The organism is Nocardioides sp. SYSU D00038 (genome assembly GCF_016924665.1).
In the GTDB taxonomy this organism is placed as follows: Bacteria; Actinomycetota; Actinomycetes; order Propionibacteriales; family Nocardioidaceae; genus Nocardioides.
This window is the reverse complement of record NZ_JAFFJT010000024.1, coordinates 140281-155878: the sequence shown is the minus strand read 5'-3', so window position 1 is coordinate 155878 and position 15598 is coordinate 140281. Positions and strand designations below refer to the sequence as shown.

The window sequence follows — 15598 nt, the reverse complement described above, 5'->3', positions numbered from 1 at the left end:
GCCCCGGTTCACAACTGAGTAGGCTGTGGCGGCGCGGTGACCGAAGTACGCGAGAAGGCCACAGGCGTGGGGAGGTGACCCACTAGATTGGTCCACAGCCCTAGATGAGGAGTGCCGCGCCTGATGACGGACTTGCAGGCCCTAGTGGTTCGGCAGTGGTTGCCGGACTGGGACCGAATGAACTTTTCCGAGCCGAACAGACAGAGGCGCCCAGAGCCGCACTTCTACTTGATGAGCGTCCGTGCGTCGGACCTGAGGCGCCTAGCGGACATCCATCGGCGAAATCCCGAAGGGCCGCGCGCTCAGGACCTGGCGATCCAGCGGCGCCACGATGGCGAGCGAAGCCAAGAGATCCGGAGGTACATCCGCGATGGCTTCCCAGTCTCAACGCTAGGTCCCCGAAAAGCAGCCGAGGCGGACAATCTGCGCAAGCCTGGGTGGCTTCCAAGTGCCATCATCGTCAACTTGATCGAGCCTCACGGCGAGCGCGGCGGCAGGATTCTGGACCCCGATGACGCGATCGCCGTCGGGGAACCGGTCGGCTCCATCGTCACGGTCGGACTTCCTGAGGGTTTCGATGAGGAGTGGGAACCGAAAGATCTGGCACCTATCGAGATCATTGATGGCCAGCACCGCCTGTTCGCATTCAATGACGACGACTCAGATGACTTCGAGCTTCCGGTAGTCGCATTCAAGGGACTTGACCTGTCTTGGCAGGCCTACCTGTTCTGGACTGTAAACATCAAGCCGAAAAGAATTAACGCCTCTCTGGCATTCGACCTCTATCCACTCCTGCGGGAACAGGATTGGCTGGATGCGGGCGAAGGAATTCACGTCTACAGGGAGACGCGCGCGCAAGAATTGACCGAGGCTTTATGGGCAACCCCCGAGAGCCCCTGGTTCCGTCGCATCAATATGCTTGGCGAGTCCGGACTGCGGTCTCGTCAGCCAGTTACTCAAGCGGCCTTCGTTCGCGCTCTGACCCAGACCTTCGTGAGAGCCTGGCACACCCCCCGCACGACCGTGGGCGGCCTGTTCGGCGGGGGCGAATTCGACGGACAAGGTGGGCTCGACTGGCCACGGGTGCAGCAAGCTGCGTATCTCGTCGCGTGCTGGCGTGCTATGGACGATGCAGTGGCGGATTGTGACGAGTCCTGGGCAACCGAGCTCCGCGATCTACAGGCCGAGGGCGACCTCGACTCGGTCGCCGACCCTGCGTTTGCGAGTCCATATTCGATGCTCGCATCGGATCAAGGTGTTCGGCCCCTAATGGGCCTCTTTAACGATCTGTCATATGCTGCGACTCAAGCACTGAAACTGCGACAGTGGCGCGTGGGTCAAGTCGTCGACGACCTCAATCCTGACGAGGTTTCGAGGATCGTGGAGGAGTTTAGTGAGCAGCCAGCCAGCTCCTTCTTGACGAAGATTGCCGAGGGACTTGCTACATATGACTGGCGAAGTTCAAAGGCGCCCGGGTTGGACGACGACATCCGCGGTCGGAAATTGGCATTTCGCGGCAGTAGCGGTTACAAGGAACTCCGGCGTCAGCTTCTGGACCACCTTTACGAAGAGGCGGAAGACGACACTCTAATAGGCGCCATTGAGCATGTACGGGACCGCACCTGATGGGCGGGAGTCGCAAGCAGGTGGTTGAGGCTCGACGGGCGCGCGAGGAAAAGTGTCGCGCGGCGAGCCCCGCACTAGTGGCCGCAGGGTTCAGGGAGGCTTTTCATCGAGGTCCGATCGCTTGGCTAGACACGTCAACGCAAGAACATTCAGACGCCGAGAATTTCCTTCGCAAGATGACTACCGAGGATCGTCGCGGATCTAGAGATCTAGTCGCCCAATTGGCGGGCGCATCGGCCTTTCTTCACTGCGCGGATAGCTGGACGCTTCTGGGTCGTGCCATCGACGCGATCACGATGGGGTCCCTCGCCGAAGCAGCGCATCTCGCCTACTACGCCGAAGTTCGCGCGGCTATTTCGATGATGGCGCGATCGGGTCTGCTTGTCGTAGGGAGCCAAGTCGTGTCCGTGACGGATAACGGAATTGAGACGATCAATAGTGGCGGCTCAACACACACGAACGCATGGGACTTCTTGGAAATCTGGTCTGCGACTCCTGCGGCTCTATCGACTGTGGCCCGTCAGGTCCAGTTCCGCGGGCAGCCTTTGGACCGGTGGTTAGAGGCAGCGCGGCCGAATGGGGCCTCATCGGCCCTCGCGTCGTTCTTCACTGAGTCCTGGGGCGCCGATCTCAAGGCGATGAGAGACGACCGTGACCGGCGAAACATCGCGAGTTACCACCCATCTGGGTTCAGCCCCGCCGACCCGGATGGGTACTCAACCTGGTGCGCAGACGTGGTCGCGAGCCTTGTTGAACCTCTCGGGCCGGGCGCTCCAGGCACGTTCCCCGACCTCGACTCTGCAATCGTCATCCAGGTTCTTGGTCATCTCGCGGCAGACGGCGATCGAGAGTCTTGGATTCAGCGAGCCGTTACGTCCGTGACCGGCTCTTCCTACGGCTCCGATGAAGTGGCGCGTGGCGTGGTTGAAGCTCTTCGACATCCTCACAATTCATGCGTCAGCGCGGCCATGGAGGTCGGCCCGGTGCCGGTTCTCGGCCTCACTAGAGGCGAGGTCAAGGCCATGCTCAGCCGCGCGCTGCTGCTAGCTCGCTTCGCTACGGGTGCATCCAGAAGCATGCAACGCGAGGCTGGCTTGGATCCCGAGGATTTTCGCTGGTGGTCCGATCACGTCGGAACCATGGCTGGATACTGGGATCCACTACCTCGTCCCGAGCCGATGACGGATCTCTGGCAGGATCTTGAGGCTGGTCTGGAAGACTTGGACGCACTTTCGACCGGGAACCCCCGTGGGAGCTTGGCTCTCCGCCACCAGGCGCCTTGGACGGTTCGAGAACTTTCTGGACTAGGGCGCGCGGGCCTTTGGAGTCTCAGTGCCTGAACTTCATCCTGATTCGGCGGTTCTGTTTTGAAGTACATGGGATCGAAGCAGGCTTTGCTGAATGGTGCGCTGGGCAGGGCTTTGCTCCGCCATACGGAGCCGGGACGACCCTTCGTCGACTTGTTCGCTGGGTCTGGCGTCGTCGGAACATTCGTTGCCGAAAAAACCGACTCTGTTGTGACGACGGTTGATTGCCAATCGTTTAGTTCCGCACTAGCGCTATCCGTCATCGACCGCGAGAGCGCGGTTGATCAGGGCGAGATCGTGGCGGATTGGCTAAAAAGGTCTCGAGAGATCTTCGATGAGCGACGTAGTGATCTTGGTTTCACTGACCTGGACTGGACTCAGCCCGAGAACGTCGCACGATCGCGGATGCTATGCCGGGATGCCGACGCTGGATTCATCGTGCGCGATTACGGTGGGCACTACTTCTCGCCTTTACAAGCTTTGGCACTCGAATGCCTGCTTCCGGTTAAGAGCGTGGGGGTCGACGACCTCTACTGGCTCAAGATGGGCGTGATTATTCGGACAGCTTCGCGAGTTTCGGCGTCGCCAGGTCACACCGCCCAGCCATTCCAGCCGACCGAGCGGCTCTTGCCTTACATCGGGGCGGCGTGGAGGCGCGACGTCTTCGTGGCAGCGGAGTCCATCTTGAACGCGCTTGCCCCGCGGTTCGCTAGGAGACGCGGCAGCGCGGTCGTTGAGGATGCGAACGATTACGCCGTGCGGGTTCCAATGGATGCCACGGTTTTCTGCGATCCGCCGTATTCGGACGTCCAGTACAGCCGCTTCTACCACGTTCTAGAAGGGATCGCCCGGGGTGGGTGGCCAGAGGTCCACGGGGCGGGCCGGGCTCCAGATCTGCCGTTGCGGACGTCCTCGCGGTACAGTTTGAGGACGGCGTCCGAAAAGGCGCTAGACGAACTGCTGGATGGCCTTAGGAGTCGGCGCGCAACGGTACTGCTCACGTTCCCTTCGGGCGATGCTAGCAATGGGGTCAGCGGCGATATCGCGCGCAACTTAGCCAAGAAGTACTTCAAGGTGCGCAGCCAACTGTTGCCGCACACGCATAGCACCCTGGGAGGCCCAGCCACCGCGAAAACTGGGTCACGGATGGCTCGGCGTCCCCTGAACGAACTGCTTCTCGTTATGAAGCCGAGTTGAGCGGATCAGCTTGACCCAACGCTGTCCAGGAGTCCGCTGAGATCCCCTGTGCGTTCGGTTCCTCGCCCCCCTGGCCGCGCTACTGCATGTGTCGCCCTACCTGAGAGTCGGCTCCTGAAGTCGCCCATTCCGGGCTGATGGTCGCCCCCTCGACGTGGCCCATCTGGGCGGAGTGACGCGCGACCCACCGTCTAGTCACGCTCTGGAGCACCCAGCAACCCCCGACTAGCCTTGATGACGTGCCAGCCCCCGCAATCGTGCTCGTCAGCGACACCCACCTGGCGGACCTGGAGTCGGCGTTCGCCCGCTACACCGCCGAGTACGACGTGCGTACGGCTAGGTCGCGGGGGGAGGCGACCCGGGTGGCGGAGCAGGTGGTGGCCGAGGGGGGCACGGTCGCGCTGTTCGTGTCCGACTCGCGGTTGCCCGACGACCACGTGCTGGCGGCGTGCCACCTGTGGCGCACGGTGGTGCCGACGGCGCGGCGGCTGGTGACGGCCCACTGGGACTACTTCATCGAGGACGCGCCCGCACTGCGGCAGGGCATGGCGGTCGGCAAGTACGACGCCTACCTGCTGATGCCGCGCGGGACGCGCGACGAGGAGTTCCACAACGCCGTCACCGACCTGCTGTCCGACTGGGGCGCCACCGTGCCCGACCCGGAGGTCGTCTCGGTCAAGGTGGTCTCGCCGACCAACGACGGGCTGACCATGGCGATCCGCGACTTCCTCGACCGGATGGGGATGCCGTCGCGGCGCTACGACCCCGACAGCGAGGGCGGGCGCTACGTCCGCGCGATGCTGCCGGACGACGCGACGTACCCCATGGTCTTCGCCAACAACCGCCCGGCGATCTCGGCCACCTCGGTGCGCGACGTCGCGCGCACGCTCTTCTCCGCCGACGACGTCGACATCGACCGGGTCGTCGACCTCGCGGTCATCGGGGCCGGGCCGGCGGGGCTGGCGACCGCCGTGTACGGCGCCTCCGAGGGGCTCTCGGTCGTGGTGGTCGAGGCCGAGGCGATCGGCGGCCAGGCCGGCACCAGCTCGATGATCCGCAACTACCTCGGCTTCCCGCGCGGCATCTCCGGCATGCGGCTCGCGCAGCGGGCCCGCAACCAGGCGCTGCGGTTCGGCACCGAGTTCATCACCGGCCGCGAGGTCGTCGGCCTCGAGCCCGACCCCGCCGGCGCCGCCCACCTGGTGCGCACCGACGGCGGCGACCTGCGCGCCCGCTCGGTCGTCGTCTCCACCGGCGTCTCCTACCGCAAGCTCGGCGTCGAGCCGCTCGAGGCGCTCGTCGGCAACGGCGTCAACTACGGCGCCGCGATGACCGCCGCCCGCGAGATGGAGGGCTACGACGTCTTCGTCGTCGGCGGCGGCAACTCCGCCGGCCAGGCCGCCGTCCACCTCGCCCGGTTCGCCCGCTCGGTCACCATCCTCGTACGACGACCCGGGCTCGCCGAGACCATGTCGGACTACCTCGTGCGCGAGCTGGAGTACAACCCCCGGGTCAGCGTGCGCCCGTGCACCCAGGTCGTCGACGGCGGCGGCGAGGGCCGGCTCTCGTGGCTCTGCCTGGAGGACACCCGCACCGGCGAGCGCGAGCGGGTCGAGGCCCAGGGCCTCTTCCTGCTGCTCGGCGCGGTGCCGACCTGCACCTGGCTGCCCGAGGAGATCGAGCTCGACGCCAACGGCTTCGTGCTCACCGGCCGCGACGTGCCGCAGGACCACTGGCGCGACGGCCGCCCGCCGGCCGACCTGGCCACCACCGTGCCCGGCATCTTCGCCGCCGGCGACATCCGCGCCGGCTCGATGAAGCGGGTCGCCGCGGCCACCGGCGAGGGCGCCAGCGTCGTGCCGCTCGTGCACGCCCACCTCGCCGGCATCCTTCAGAACGAGCCCGTCTAGAGCTCGTGGCGCCACGGCGGGTCGGCGCCGGGGCGCGACACCGTCACCGCGGCCGCCGCCGCGGCATGGGCGAGTACGTCGCGCACCTCGTCCTGCGGCAGCTCCCGCAGCGCCGCGCGCGACCCCGCGCCCAGGCGGCCGCGCGACCACAGCGCGTCGAGCAGCCCGGCGCCGAACGTGTCACCGGCGCCGATCGTGTCGGCCACCTCCACCCGCTGCGAGGCCACCCGCACCGAGCGGGCGGCGTCGAGCCACTCCGCGCCGCCCTCCCCCAGCGTGACCACGACGGCCGCCGGGCCGAGTGAGAGCAGGCGGTCGGCCGCCTCGCGCACCGTGCCGCCGGGCCACAGCGTGCGCAGGTCCTCGTCGCTGGCCTTCACCACGTCGGCGAGCGCCGCGACCTGCTCGACCCCCGCCACCACCTCGGGTCCGGCGCCGGTGACGGCGGGGCGCGCGTTGACGTCGTAGGTCACCGTCGAGGTGGCGCGCAGGTCGCCGAGCAGGGCGCGGACGTCGTCGGCGCCCGGCGCCAGCACCGCCGCCACCGACGAGGTGTGCACCGCCAGCGGCGCCGGCTCGCGCGGCACCGGCCCCAGCCGCCAGTCGAAGTCGAAGACGTACGACGCCGACCCGTCGGCCGCGATCGTCGCCTCGGCCGAGGAGGTGCGGGCCAGCACGTGGGGGTCCCCCGCGAGCACCACGCCCGACCCGGCGAGGTGCTCGACCAGCAGCGCGCCGTAGCGGTCGTCGGCCCAGGCCGAGGCGAACCGGACGCCGCGCCCGAGCCGACCCAGCGCCACCGCCACGTTGGCCGCGCTGCCGCCGGGGTGCTCGACCCGGGTGCCGTCGGCGCGGACCACCACGTCGACCAGGGCCTCCCCCACCACCAGCACGTCGTCGGTCATGGCCCCATCCTGCTGGAGCGAGGCGTCAGGCGCCCAGCCCCATGCCGCCGTCGACCGCGACGTCGGCCCCGGTGAGGTTGGCGGCCCGCGCGGACGCCAGGAACACCACCAGGTCGGCCACCTCCTCGGGCTCGCTGAACCGGCCGGTGAGCACGCGCAGCGCCTGCGGGATCATCGAGCCGACCACCTCCTCGGCGCTGGTGCCGGCCTGCGCGGCGATCAGGTGGGCGAAGCCGCCGTCGTCGGCCGTCCACAGCGGCGTCCGCACCGGGCCCGGCGAGACCGTGTTGACCCGGATGCCGCGCGGGCCGAGCTCGCGGGCCAGGCCGAGGCTGAAGTTGGTCAGCGCGGCCTTGGCGGCGCTGTACATGGGAATGTACGGGTCGGGGTGGCGGGCGTTGCCCGACCCGATCGTCACCACGGCTCCGCCGTCGCTCAGCACCGGGATCGCCGCCCGGGTGGTGCGCACCGCGCTCAGCAGCGTCGCGTCGAGCACCCGCGCCCACGCGGCGTCGTCGGCCGCCTCGATCGACGGCCCCGGCTCGCTGGCGCCCACGTTGTTGACCAGCACGTCGACCCGCCCGTGCGACCGCACTGCGGCCTCGACCAGCCGCGCGGGCCCGTCGGCGGTGGCGAGGTCGACCTCGACGGCCACCACCCGACCGCAGCCGACGAGCGCCGCCAGCTCCGGCCCCGTCGTCCGGGCGCCGGTCACGACCCGCGCCCCCTCCTGCACCAGCCGCCGCACCACCGCGAGGCCGATGCCCTTGCTGCCCCCGGTCACGAGGGCCACCTTGTCCGTCATCTCCAGATCCATGGCCCCAGCCAACCGCGGCGGCGCGCCGCCGTCCGGCGGGATCCGGACAGCCCATCCCAGCGGGAATCGGACGCCGCGTCGTAGGTTGGCGCCCATGGACGTCCGCCCCCTCGACACCGGCTCGCCGGTGCCACCGTTCGAGCAGCTGCGCACCCAGCTCGCCGCGCGCGCCGCCTCCGGCGACCTGCCGGCCGGCACCCGGCTGCCCACGGTGCGGGCGCTGGCCGCCGAGCTCCGCATCGCCGCCAACACCGTGGCCCGCGCCTACCGCGAGCTCGAGGCCGAGGGCGTGCTCGTCACCGAGGGCCGGCGCGGCACCTTCGTCGCTTCCACCGGCGACCTCGGGTCGGCGGCGCCCGCGGCGGCGGCGTACGCCGCGGAGGCCCGGCGCCGCGGACTCACCCTCGCCGAGGCCCACAAGCTGCTCGACGAGTCGTGGATGATCGACCCATGAGCGACCCCGAGCAGCCCGCACCCCAGTCAGGGGCGTACGAGCCCTACCCCGCGGCGGAGCCCGCCGACCCCGCCGACGGCCTGCGCAAGAACGGCCGCCTGTTCCAGACCCTCGGCCTCAGCGACCTCGCCATCGGCGTGTTCCTGCTGCTGATCGGCCTGACCCAGGACGTCACGGCCCTGGTCGTGGTCGGCGTCGTCTTCGTGGTCCTCGGCGCCGGCATGACCGCCGCGATGACCGTGGCCCGCAACCGGCCCACCCGGCTCTGAGGTGCGCTACGTCGTCCACGGCTCCGGAGTGTCGTGCAATTGATGGGGGAGCCACGGACCATTCAGTCCGGGAAGTGGGGTACGTCAGCCAACAGGGATCGGAACGTCCGCTCGACGTGCCACACCAACGGCAGCTCAAGTGCCTCGCGAGGGAGAACCCACTTGAAGTCGTCGTGCTCTTCGACACTCAGTGCTACCTCGGGCACACCGGGCTCCGGATTGAGGAGAAACGTGAGCGTGTGAAACACAAGAGGTCGACCCTCGGTGTCAGCGTTCGTGTAGTGCGCGACCTGGGGGCCGACCGTGGTGAGGATCCCCGCCTCCTCGGCACACTCGCGAACCACAGCCTCCTGGGGCGACTCATGGGCTTCCACGGCTCCACCGGGGATGTCCCATTGACCACCCAGGTAGCGACCTTCACGACGTCGCAGAACCAGGTACCTGCCACCTTGCTGGACGAGGCCGTGGGCGACGTAGCGATCCCGGACCGTAACCATGCCCGCACGGTAGTGACTGGCCGCAGAGCACGTTCAGCGGCGCGCCTGCCCTCGGCCCGGCCTGGCGACCGAGGTCGACCACCGCGCCGGGGAGCTGGTGCTGCTCGGCCGGCTGCACGGCGTGCCGACGCCCGCGTGCGAGCGGGTCGTCGCGGCCGCGCGTCCCCCCGTGCGGACGCCTGCGAAATGACACCGACCCGCCAGCAGCGCTGACGGGTCGGTGGCGAGGTGGATCAAGGCTCAGGCCTTGTCGTCCTCGTCGGTCGACTCCTCGGCGGACTCCTCGGCAGGGGCCTCGTCGGCGACGGGCTCCTCCTCGGCGATCACGCTCTCCTCGGGCGAGGCCTCGTCGGTCAGCTCGGTGGGAGCGTCCTCGACGGCGGTCTCGTCGGTGGCCTCGTCGGTCTCGGTCTCCTCGACGTCGACCTCCTCGGCGGCGGGAGCAGGCGCGGCGGCCCGGCTGGACCGACCGGTGGCCGGCTTCGGGTCGTAGGCCTCGGTCACCAGCTCGATGACCGCCATGGGGGCGTTGTCGCCCTTGCGGGGGCCGATCTTGGTGATCCGGGTGTAGCCACCGGGACGCTCCGCGAAGGTCGGGGCGATCTCGGTGAAGAGGACGTGCACGACACCCTTGTCGCGGATGGTCTTGAGGACCTCGCGACGGTTGTGCAGGTCGCCCTTCTTGGCCTTGGTGATCAGCTTCTCCGCGACCGGGCGCAGCACCCGGGCCCGGGCCTCGGTGGTGGTGATCCGGCCGTGCTCGAACAGCGCCGTGGCGAGGTTGGAGACGATCAGCTTCTGGTGGGCCGGGCTGCCGCCGAGGCGGGCACCCTTCTTGGGAGTGGGCATCTGCTTCTCTCGTTCTCTCCGGCCGTGTCAGGTACCGGGGTAGACGGTCCTCGGGCGAGGACCGATTTGGGGGTGGATCAGTACTGCTCGTCCTCGACGAACGCGTCGTCCTCGTCGTCGCCGTACGCCGCGAGGGCGGCCTGCGGGTCGAAGCCGGGCGCGCTGTCCTTGAGGGACAGGCCCATCTCGACCAGCTTGGCCTTGACCTCGTCGATCGACTTCGCACCGAAGTTGCGGATGTCGAGGAGGTCCTGCTCCGAGCGGCTGATGAGCTCACCCACGGTGTGGATGCCCTCGCGCTTGAGGCAGTTGTAGGAGCGGACGGTCAGCTGCAGGTCCTCGACCGGGAGGGCGAGGTCGGCGGCCAGCTGCTCGTCGACCGGCGACGGGCCGATGTCGATGCCCTCGGCCTCGACGTTCAGCTCGCGGGCCAGGCCGAACAGCTCGACCAGGGTCTTGCCGGCCGAGGCGATCGCGTCGCGGGGACGGATCGACGGCTTGGTCTCGACGTCGATGACGAGCTTGTCGAAGTCGGTGCGCTGCTCGACACGGGTGGCCTCGACCTTGTAGGTCACCTTGAGCACGGGCGAGTAGATCGAGTCGACCGGGATCCGGCCGATCTCGTTGTCGGCGCCCTTGTTCTGCACCGAGGAGACGTAGCCGCGGCCGCGCTCGACGACCAGCTCCATCTCCAGCTTGCCCTTGTCGGACAGGGTGGCGATCTTCAGGTCGGGGTTGTGCACCTCGACGCCGGCCGGCGGCGCGATGTCCGCGGCGGTGACGTCGCCGGCACCCGACTTGCGCAGGTACATGGTGACCGGCTCGTCGTGCTCCGAGGAGACGACCAGGCCCTTGAGGTTGAGGATGACCTCGGTGACGTCCTCCTTGACGCCCTCGATGGTCGAGAACTCGTGGAGGACGCTGTCGATGCGGATGCTCGTGACCGAGGCACCCGGGATCGACGAGAGCAGCGTGCGGCGCAGCGAGTTGCCGAGCGTGTAGCCGAAGCCGGGCTCCAGCGGCTCGATGACGAACCGCGAGCGGAACTCGTCGACGGACTCTTCCGACAGGGTGGGGCGCTGTGCGATGAGCACTGGTTCTTTCCTTTCCGGTCCCGACCGCTATTTGAGGGGACCGAACATTGCGATGGCGGCGATGTGAAGTTCTGACGGTCCGCCGCCGTGGACCCGGCAGGGTCCACGGGGCGGAGCCCCCGGGGGACTACTTCTTGGAGTAGTACTCGACGATCAGCTGTTCCTGGACCGGGATGTCGATCTGGGCCCGCACGGGGAGCTGGTGCACCAGCACCCGCATCCGCGACGGGATCGCCTCGAGCCACGCCGGCACCACGCGCTCGCCGTGGGTCTCGCGAGCCACGATGAACGGGGTCATCTCCAGCGACTTCTCGCGCACGTCGATGATGTCGTAGGCCGCGACCTGGTACGACGGGATGTTGACCTTCTTGCCGTTGACCAGGAAGTGACCGTGGGTCACGAGCTGGCGGGCGTGCCGGCGGGTGCGGGCGAAGCCGGCGCGGTAGACGACGTTGTCGAGGCGGCACTCGAGCAGCTGGAGCAGGTTGTCACCCGTCTTGCCGCTGCGGCGCGAGGCCTCGGTGTAGTAGTTGTGGAACTGCTTCTCGAGCACGCCGTAGGTGAAGCGGGCCTTCTGCTTCTCCTGCAGCTGCGAGCGGTACTCGCTCTCCTTGATCCGCGCGCGGCCGTGCTGGCCGGGCGGGTAGGGACGGCGCTCGAACGCGGCGTCGCCGCCGACGAGGTCGACACCGAGACGGCGCGACTTCTTGGTCATGGGACCGGTGTAGCGGGCCATGGTCAGTCTCCTTCTTGGTCTCGGGTCAGACGCGCCGGCGCTTGGGCGGGCGGCAACCGTTGTGGGGGGTGGGCGTGACGTCCTGGATGGTGCCGACCTCGAGGCCGATCGCACCGAGCGACCGGATCGCGGTCTCGCGGCCCGAGCCCGGACCCTTGACGAAGACGTCGATCTTCTTCATGCCGTGGTCCATCGCGCGGCGCCCGGCGGCCTCGGCGGCCATCTGGGCGGCGAACGGCGTGGACTTGCGCGAGCCCTTGAAGCCGACGGTGCCGGCGGAGGCCCACGAGATCACCGCACCCGTGGGGTCGGTGATGGTGACGATGGTGTTGTTGAACGTGCTCTTGATGTGGGCCTCGCCCTGAGCGACGTTCTTCTTCTCCTTGCGGCGGACCTTCTTGGCGCCGGCCGCGCGAGCCTTGGGAGGCATGCGTTATCTCCTGGAAGTAGCTGGTCTGTGGGGTGGAAGTCGGGTCAGTGACGCGCCGGAAGGCGTCGGGTCACTTGGCCTTCTTCTTGCCGGCAACCGTGCGCTTGGGGCCCTTGCGGGTGCGCGCGTTGGTCTTGGTGCGCTGACCGCGGACCGGGAGGCCCATGCGGTGGCGGCGGCCCTGGTAGCTGCCGATCTCGATCTTGCGGCGGATGTCGGCCTGGACCTCACGACGGAGGTCACCCTCGATCTTGAAGTTGGCTTCGATCTCGTCACGGAGCTTGACCAGCTCTTCGTCACCCAGCTCGTGGACGCGGAGGTTCGGGTTGACCCCGGTGGTCTCCAGCAGCTGCTGGGCGCGGGTACGGCCGATGCCGTAGATGTAGGTGAGTGCGATCTCGATGCGCTTGTCGCGCGGGAGGTCGACACCAACGAGGCGTGCCATGTGGCGTTCCTTCTCTGTTGCACAGTGGTGTCGGTCGTGTCGCGTCCCGTCCGTCGAGGTCGGGCTCCGGCCACTGCTCCGGAGGTGGCTTCACCGGCGCGGCCCCGAGGGGTCGACCGGCTAGCGATCACGATGTGTGGTGTTCAGTTGTCGTGCTGGGTGGTGCTGGTGCGCCGGGCGGATCAGCCCTGGCGCTGCTTGTGGCGCGGGTTCTCGCAGATGACCATGACTCGGCCGTGGCGACGGATCACCTTGCACTTGTCACAGATCGGCTTGACGCTGGGGTTGACCTTCACGAGGAGGTCCTTTCGGCTTCAGATCACTTGTAGCGGTAGACGATCCGACCCCGGGTGAGGTCGTACGGCGAGAGCTCCACCACGACCCGGTCCTCGGGGAGGATCCGGATGTAGTGCTGGCGCATCTTGCCGCTGATGTGGGCGAGAACCTTGTGCCCGTTCGTGAGCTCGACTCGGAACATGGCATTGGGCAGGGCCTCCACGACGGTGCCCTCGATCTCGATCACGCCTTCTTTCTTCGGCATGTCCTCCACAATCTGTTGAACGTGTGTCTACCGTGGTGCGCCGGCACCCGGCACGGGCCGGGACCGGTGGCCCGGGAACCTCCGGCGGGCACGCCCACCGGTGGACCTCGTGCGGCCGCTCCGGACCCCTCACCCGGACACGCGCACGGCCCGCTCTCGACGAGCGGGAGGTGTGTGGTCCGGGCAGCCGCGAGGCGCCACGAAACAGACCCACGTTGGGCCGACGCACCAGTCTAGGGGCAACCGGCGGGGAATGACGAATCCGCCGGGGTCGCTTCAGCCCGCCAGGAGGCGGAGCGTCTCCTCGCGGGCCGGGCTCAGCCGCGGCTCGGTGCCGACGTGGGCCCCGGCGACGGGGTTGACCATCACCTCGTCGACGCCGTGCTCCTCGGCGAGGCGGGCGATCTCGGCGCGCGCGGTCTCGGCGTCGCCGATCACCCACGGCGCGCGCATCGCGCTGATCAGTCCGCGCTGGCCCTCGGCGACCTCGACCTTCTCGGCCTCCTCGACCAGCAGCTGCGGGTCGAGGCGCTGGCCGCTGCGCAGCGCGAGCATCATCAGCTCCTGCGGGCGGGCCCGTCGCAGCGCCTCCTCCTCGGTCTCGGCCACCACCGCGTTGACCGTGAGGAAGGTCGTGGGGGCGTCGAGCTCGGGCGAGGCCCGGAACCCGGTGCGGTAGATCGACAGCGCCTGGGCGGTGCCCTGCCCGGAGAAGTGGTGGGCGAAGACGTAGGGCAGGCCCTTCTCGGCCGCCAGCTGCGCGGAGTAGTCCGACGACCCGAGCAGCCAGACCTGCGCCACCGAGGTGGCCGCCGGGGTCGCGCGCAGCGTGTGCGTGCGGCCCTGGACGGTCATCCCGGCGCCGGCCGGCTCCATCATGGTGAGCACGTCGTCGACGTACTGCGGGAAGCGGCTGACCGCCTCGTCGGTGACTCCCCCGGCGCCGTGCCGCAGCGCCCAGCCGGTGACCGGGTCGGTGCCCGGGGCCCGGCCGATACCGAGGTCGATCCGGCCCGGGAACGCCGCCTCGAGCAGCGCGAACTGCTCGGCGACCACCAGCGGGGCGTGGTTGGGCAGCATCACGCCGCCCGAGCCCACCCGGATCCGCTCGGTCGCACCGGCGACCAGGCCGATCAGCACGGGCGGGTTGGTGGCCGCGACCGCCGGCATGTTGTGGTGCTCGGCCACCCAGTAGCGGTGGTAGCCGAGCGCGTCGGCGGTGCGGGCCAGCGCGAGCGAGGCGGCCACGGCGTCGGCGCTGGTCTGGTCGGTGCGGACCGGGACCAGGTCGAGGACGGAGAGGTGCGGGAAGTCAGCCATCCCTGTCAGAACGCCGAGCCGCCTCGTCGCTATTCCGGCGCTGCTCCAGCGTCAATGCGGCGGCGCCGGCGGGGGCGGCGGCGCCACCTCCTCGGCGTCGGGGGTGCCGCCGCTGTCGAGGCTGCGAGAGCGGGACAGGCTGGCGACGGCCGTGATCGCCAGGGTGACGATGATGACGGCGAGGCTGGCCAGGGTCGGCACCTCCCAGTCGAGCACGTGGCTCTTGTAGAGCGCGTGGATGATCAGCTTCACGCCGATCCAGGCGAGGATGAAGGCCAGGCCGAGCGAGAGGTAGATCAGGCGCTTGAGCAGGCCGCCCAGCAGGAAGTAGAGCTGCCGCAGGCCCATCAGGGCGAACACGTTGGCCGTGAAGACCAGGTAGGGCTCCTGGGTGATGCCGAAGATCGCCGGGATCGAGTCGAGGGCGAACAGGATGTCGGTCGCGCCGAGGGCCAGGATCACGATCAGCATCGGGGAGAACACCCGGACGCCGTTCTCGCGCCACCAGAGCGTCAGGCCGCGGTAGTCCTCGGCGACGTTGAGCCGCCGCTGCGCGAACTTCACCAGCTTGTTGTCCTCGGGGTGCTCCTCCTCGTGGTTGCGGTAGCTGCGCACCAGCCCGACCGCGGTGTAGATGAGGAAGGCGCCGAAGATGTAGAAGACCCACGAGAAGTTCTCGACCAGCGTGTAGCCGATCGCGATGAAGATGCCGCGGAAGACCAGCGCCAGGATGATGCCCACCATCAGGGCCTCCTGCTGGTACTTGCGGGGCACCTTGAGCGCGGCCATCAGCACGATGAAGACGAACAGGTTGTCGACCGAGAGGCTGTACTCGACCAGCCAGCCGGTGTAGAACTCCACGCCGTAGTCGTGGCCGTGGCTGGTCCACACCCAGGCACCGAAGGCGATCGCGGCGCCGACGTAGACGGAGAGGTACGCCGCGCACTCCTTCAGCGAGGGTTCGTGCGGCTTGCGGGCGATGACGACCACGTCGAACAGCAGCACCGCGACGGTGACGCCGATCGTGATGGCCCACTCGAGTCCGGAGATCTCCACGTGTTCTAGCTCCTGCAGGTTGGGGACGGCTGGGCGCCTGAGGTCTCTTCCGCCGCCCGGACCCGCCGGGCGACCCACGGACCCGGAGCGCCTCGAGGGCGTTCGTGCTGACGAGTCCGCAGCGAAAGGAGTACTCCCCTCCTGC

General features: G+C 68.5%; 18 protein-coding genes. 6 read left to right on the top strand and 12 right to left on the bottom strand.

Features of this window, described 5'->3' with window-relative positions:
* Positions 1-465 precede the first annotated feature (465 nt).
* The 3 genes from JT721_RS14455 to JT721_RS14445 all read left to right on the top strand — a co-directional run bounded on the left by JT721_RS14455 (position 466) and on the right by JT721_RS14445 (position 6040).
* Positions 466-1626, top strand: coding sequence for a DGQHR domain-containing protein (locus tag JT721_RS14455; RefSeq protein ID WP_374220889.1), 1161 nt, complete (start codon positions 466-468; stop codon positions 1624-1626).
* A 1376-nt stretch (positions 1627-3002) separates the two neighbouring features.
* Positions 3003-4130, top strand: coding sequence for a DNA adenine methylase (locus JT721_RS14450; protein WP_205473941.1), 1128 nt, complete (start codon positions 3003-3005; stop codon positions 4128-4130).
* A gap of 239 nt (positions 4131-4369) precedes the next feature.
* Positions 4370-6040, top strand: coding sequence for an FAD-dependent oxidoreductase (locus JT721_RS14445; RefSeq protein WP_205473940.1), 1671 nt, complete (start codon positions 4370-4372; stop codon positions 6038-6040).
* On the opposite strand, the gene JT721_RS14440 is transcribed toward JT721_RS14445, so the two are convergent.
* Entirely contained in the window at positions 6037-6945 is a 909-nt protein-coding gene (locus tag JT721_RS14440; protein ID WP_240340752.1) for a PfkB family carbohydrate kinase, read from the bottom strand. The two genes, JT721_RS14445 and JT721_RS14440, sit on opposite strands and share 4 nt — an antisense overlap.
* 25 nt (positions 6946-6970) lie before the next feature.
* A complete protein-coding gene (locus JT721_RS14435) occupies positions 6971-7750 on the bottom strand; it encodes an SDR family NAD(P)-dependent oxidoreductase (protein ID WP_240340751.1) in 780 nt (259 codons plus the stop codon).
* Positions 7751-7856: 106 nt separating this feature from the next.
* On the opposite strand from JT721_RS14435, the gene JT721_RS14430 reads away from it, so the two are divergent.
* Together JT721_RS14430 and JT721_RS14425 are read left to right on the top strand one after the other, a co-directional pair.
* The gene (locus JT721_RS14430) at positions 7857-8216 is read left to right on the top strand and encodes a GntR family transcriptional regulator (protein WP_205473938.1); all 360 of its coding nucleotides are present in this window, start codon (positions 7857-7859) and stop codon (positions 8214-8216) included.
* Positions 8213-8485 (top strand): hypothetical protein, encoded by a 273-nt coding sequence (locus JT721_RS14425; protein WP_205473937.1) that lies wholly within the window; start codon positions 8213-8215, stop codon positions 8483-8485. The genes JT721_RS14430 and JT721_RS14425 overlap by 4 nt, the downstream gene beginning before the upstream one ends.
* Before the next feature lie 62 nt (positions 8486-8547).
* Here the strand turns inward: JT721_RS14425 and JT721_RS14420 are convergent, their stop codons facing one another.
* A complete protein-coding gene (locus JT721_RS14420) occupies positions 8548-8982 on the bottom strand; it encodes an NUDIX domain-containing protein (RefSeq protein WP_205473936.1) in 435 nt (144 codons plus the stop codon).
* 16 nt (positions 8983-8998) lie between these two features.
* Between JT721_RS14420 and JT721_RS21930 the strand changes: the two genes are divergently transcribed.
* Positions 8999-9172, top strand: coding sequence for a ketopantoate reductase C-terminal domain-containing protein (locus tag JT721_RS21930; protein ID WP_374220890.1), 174 nt, complete (start codon positions 8999-9001; stop codon positions 9170-9172).
* A gap of 50 nt (positions 9173-9222) precedes the next feature.
* Here JT721_RS21930 and rplQ read toward each other — a convergent pair whose 3' ends face one another.
* The 9 genes from rplQ to JT721_RS14370 form a co-directional block, all read right to left on the bottom strand.
* Positions 9223-9831 carry a 50S ribosomal protein L17 gene (rplQ, locus tag JT721_RS14410; protein ID WP_205473934.1) on the bottom strand — a complete coding sequence of 203 codons (609 nt, stop codon included), beginning with the start codon at positions 9829-9831 and terminating at the stop codon, positions 9223-9225.
* Between the two features lie 77 nt (positions 9832-9908).
* On the bottom strand, positions 9909-10925 hold the full coding sequence (locus tag JT721_RS14405; RefSeq protein ID WP_205473933.1) for a DNA-directed RNA polymerase subunit alpha: 1017 nt from the start codon (positions 10923-10925) through the stop codon (positions 9909-9911).
* Positions 10926-11052: 127 nt separating this feature from the next.
* Positions 11053-11661 carry a 30S ribosomal protein S4 gene (gene rpsD, locus JT721_RS14400; RefSeq protein ID WP_205473932.1) on the bottom strand — a complete coding sequence of 203 codons (609 nt, stop codon included), beginning with the start codon at positions 11659-11661 and terminating at the stop codon, positions 11053-11055.
* Positions 11662-11686: 25 nt separating this feature from the next.
* On the bottom strand, positions 11687-12091 hold the full coding sequence (gene rpsK / locus JT721_RS14395; RefSeq protein WP_205473931.1) for a 30S ribosomal protein S11: 405 nt from the start codon (positions 12089-12091) through the stop codon (positions 11687-11689).
* A 70-nt stretch (positions 12092-12161) separates the two neighbouring features.
* Positions 12162-12536: a 30S ribosomal protein S13 gene (gene rpsM / locus JT721_RS14390; RefSeq protein WP_205473930.1), complete on the bottom strand. Its 375-nt coding sequence runs from the start codon at positions 12534-12536 to the stop codon at positions 12162-12164.
* 182 nt (positions 12537-12718) lie between these two features.
* Positions 12719-12832, bottom strand: a complete 114-nt coding sequence (rpmJ, locus tag JT721_RS14385) for a 50S ribosomal protein L36 (RefSeq protein ID WP_004008316.1) — start codon at positions 12830-12832, stop codon at positions 12719-12721.
* Between the two features lie 23 nt (positions 12833-12855).
* On the bottom strand, positions 12856-13077 hold the full coding sequence (gene infA / locus JT721_RS14380; protein WP_036490070.1) for a translation initiation factor IF-1: 222 nt from the start codon (positions 13075-13077) through the stop codon (positions 12856-12858).
* Positions 13078-13353: 276 nt separating this feature from the next.
* Positions 13354-14397 (bottom strand): LLM class flavin-dependent oxidoreductase, encoded by a 1044-nt coding sequence (locus JT721_RS14375; RefSeq protein WP_205473929.1) that lies wholly within the window; start codon positions 14395-14397, stop codon positions 13354-13356.
* Positions 14398-14448: 51 nt separating this feature from the next.
* Positions 14449-15453: a TerC family protein gene (locus JT721_RS14370; RefSeq protein WP_205473928.1), complete on the bottom strand. Its 1005-nt coding sequence runs from the start codon at positions 15451-15453 to the stop codon at positions 14449-14451.
* Positions 15454-15598 lie beyond the last annotated feature (145 nt).

What these genes read in the sequence shown, in the direction of transcription:
- JT721_RS14450 (WP_205473941.1), top strand. Translation starts at nt 3,003, where the DNA reads ATGGGATCGAAGCAGGCTTTGCTGAATGGTGCGCTGGGCAGGGCTTTG.
- JT721_RS14440 (WP_240340752.1), bottom strand. Translation starts at nt 6,945, where the DNA reads ATGACCGACGACGTGCTGGTGGTGGGGGAGGCCCTGGTCGACGTGGTG.
- JT721_RS14435 (WP_240340751.1), bottom strand. Translation starts at nt 7,750, where the DNA reads ATGACGGACAAGGTGGCCCTCGTGACCGGGGGCAGCAAGGGCATCGGC.
- JT721_RS14430 (WP_205473938.1), top strand. Translation starts at nt 7,857, where the DNA reads ATGGACGTCCGCCCCCTCGACACCGGCTCGCCGGTGCCACCGTTCGAG.
- JT721_RS14425 (WP_205473937.1), top strand. Translation starts at nt 8,213, where the DNA reads ATGAGCGACCCCGAGCAGCCCGCACCCCAGTCAGGGGCGTACGAGCCC.
- JT721_RS14420 (WP_205473936.1), bottom strand. Translation starts at nt 8,982, where the DNA reads ATGGTTACGGTCCGGGATCGCTACGTCGCCCACGGCCTCGTCCAGCAA.
- rplQ (WP_205473934.1), bottom strand. Translation starts at nt 9,831, where the DNA reads ATGCCCACTCCCAAGAAGGGTGCCCGCCTCGGCGGCAGCCCGGCCCAC.
- rpsD (WP_205473932.1), bottom strand. Translation starts at nt 11,661, where the DNA reads ATGGCCCGCTACACCGGTCCCATGACCAAGAAGTCGCGCCGTCTCGGT.
- rpsK (WP_205473931.1), bottom strand. Translation starts at nt 12,091, where the DNA reads ATGCCTCCCAAGGCTCGCGCGGCCGGCGCCAAGAAGGTCCGCCGCAAG.
- rpsM (WP_205473930.1), bottom strand. Translation starts at nt 12,536, where the DNA reads ATGGCACGCCTCGTTGGTGTCGACCTCCCGCGCGACAAGCGCATCGAG.
- infA (WP_036490070.1), bottom strand. Translation starts at nt 13,077, where the DNA reads ATGCCGAAGAAAGAAGGCGTGATCGAGATCGAGGGCACCGTCGTGGAG.
- JT721_RS14375 (WP_205473929.1), bottom strand. Translation starts at nt 14,397, where the DNA reads ATGGCTGACTTCCCGCACCTCTCCGTCCTCGACCTGGTCCCGGTCCGC.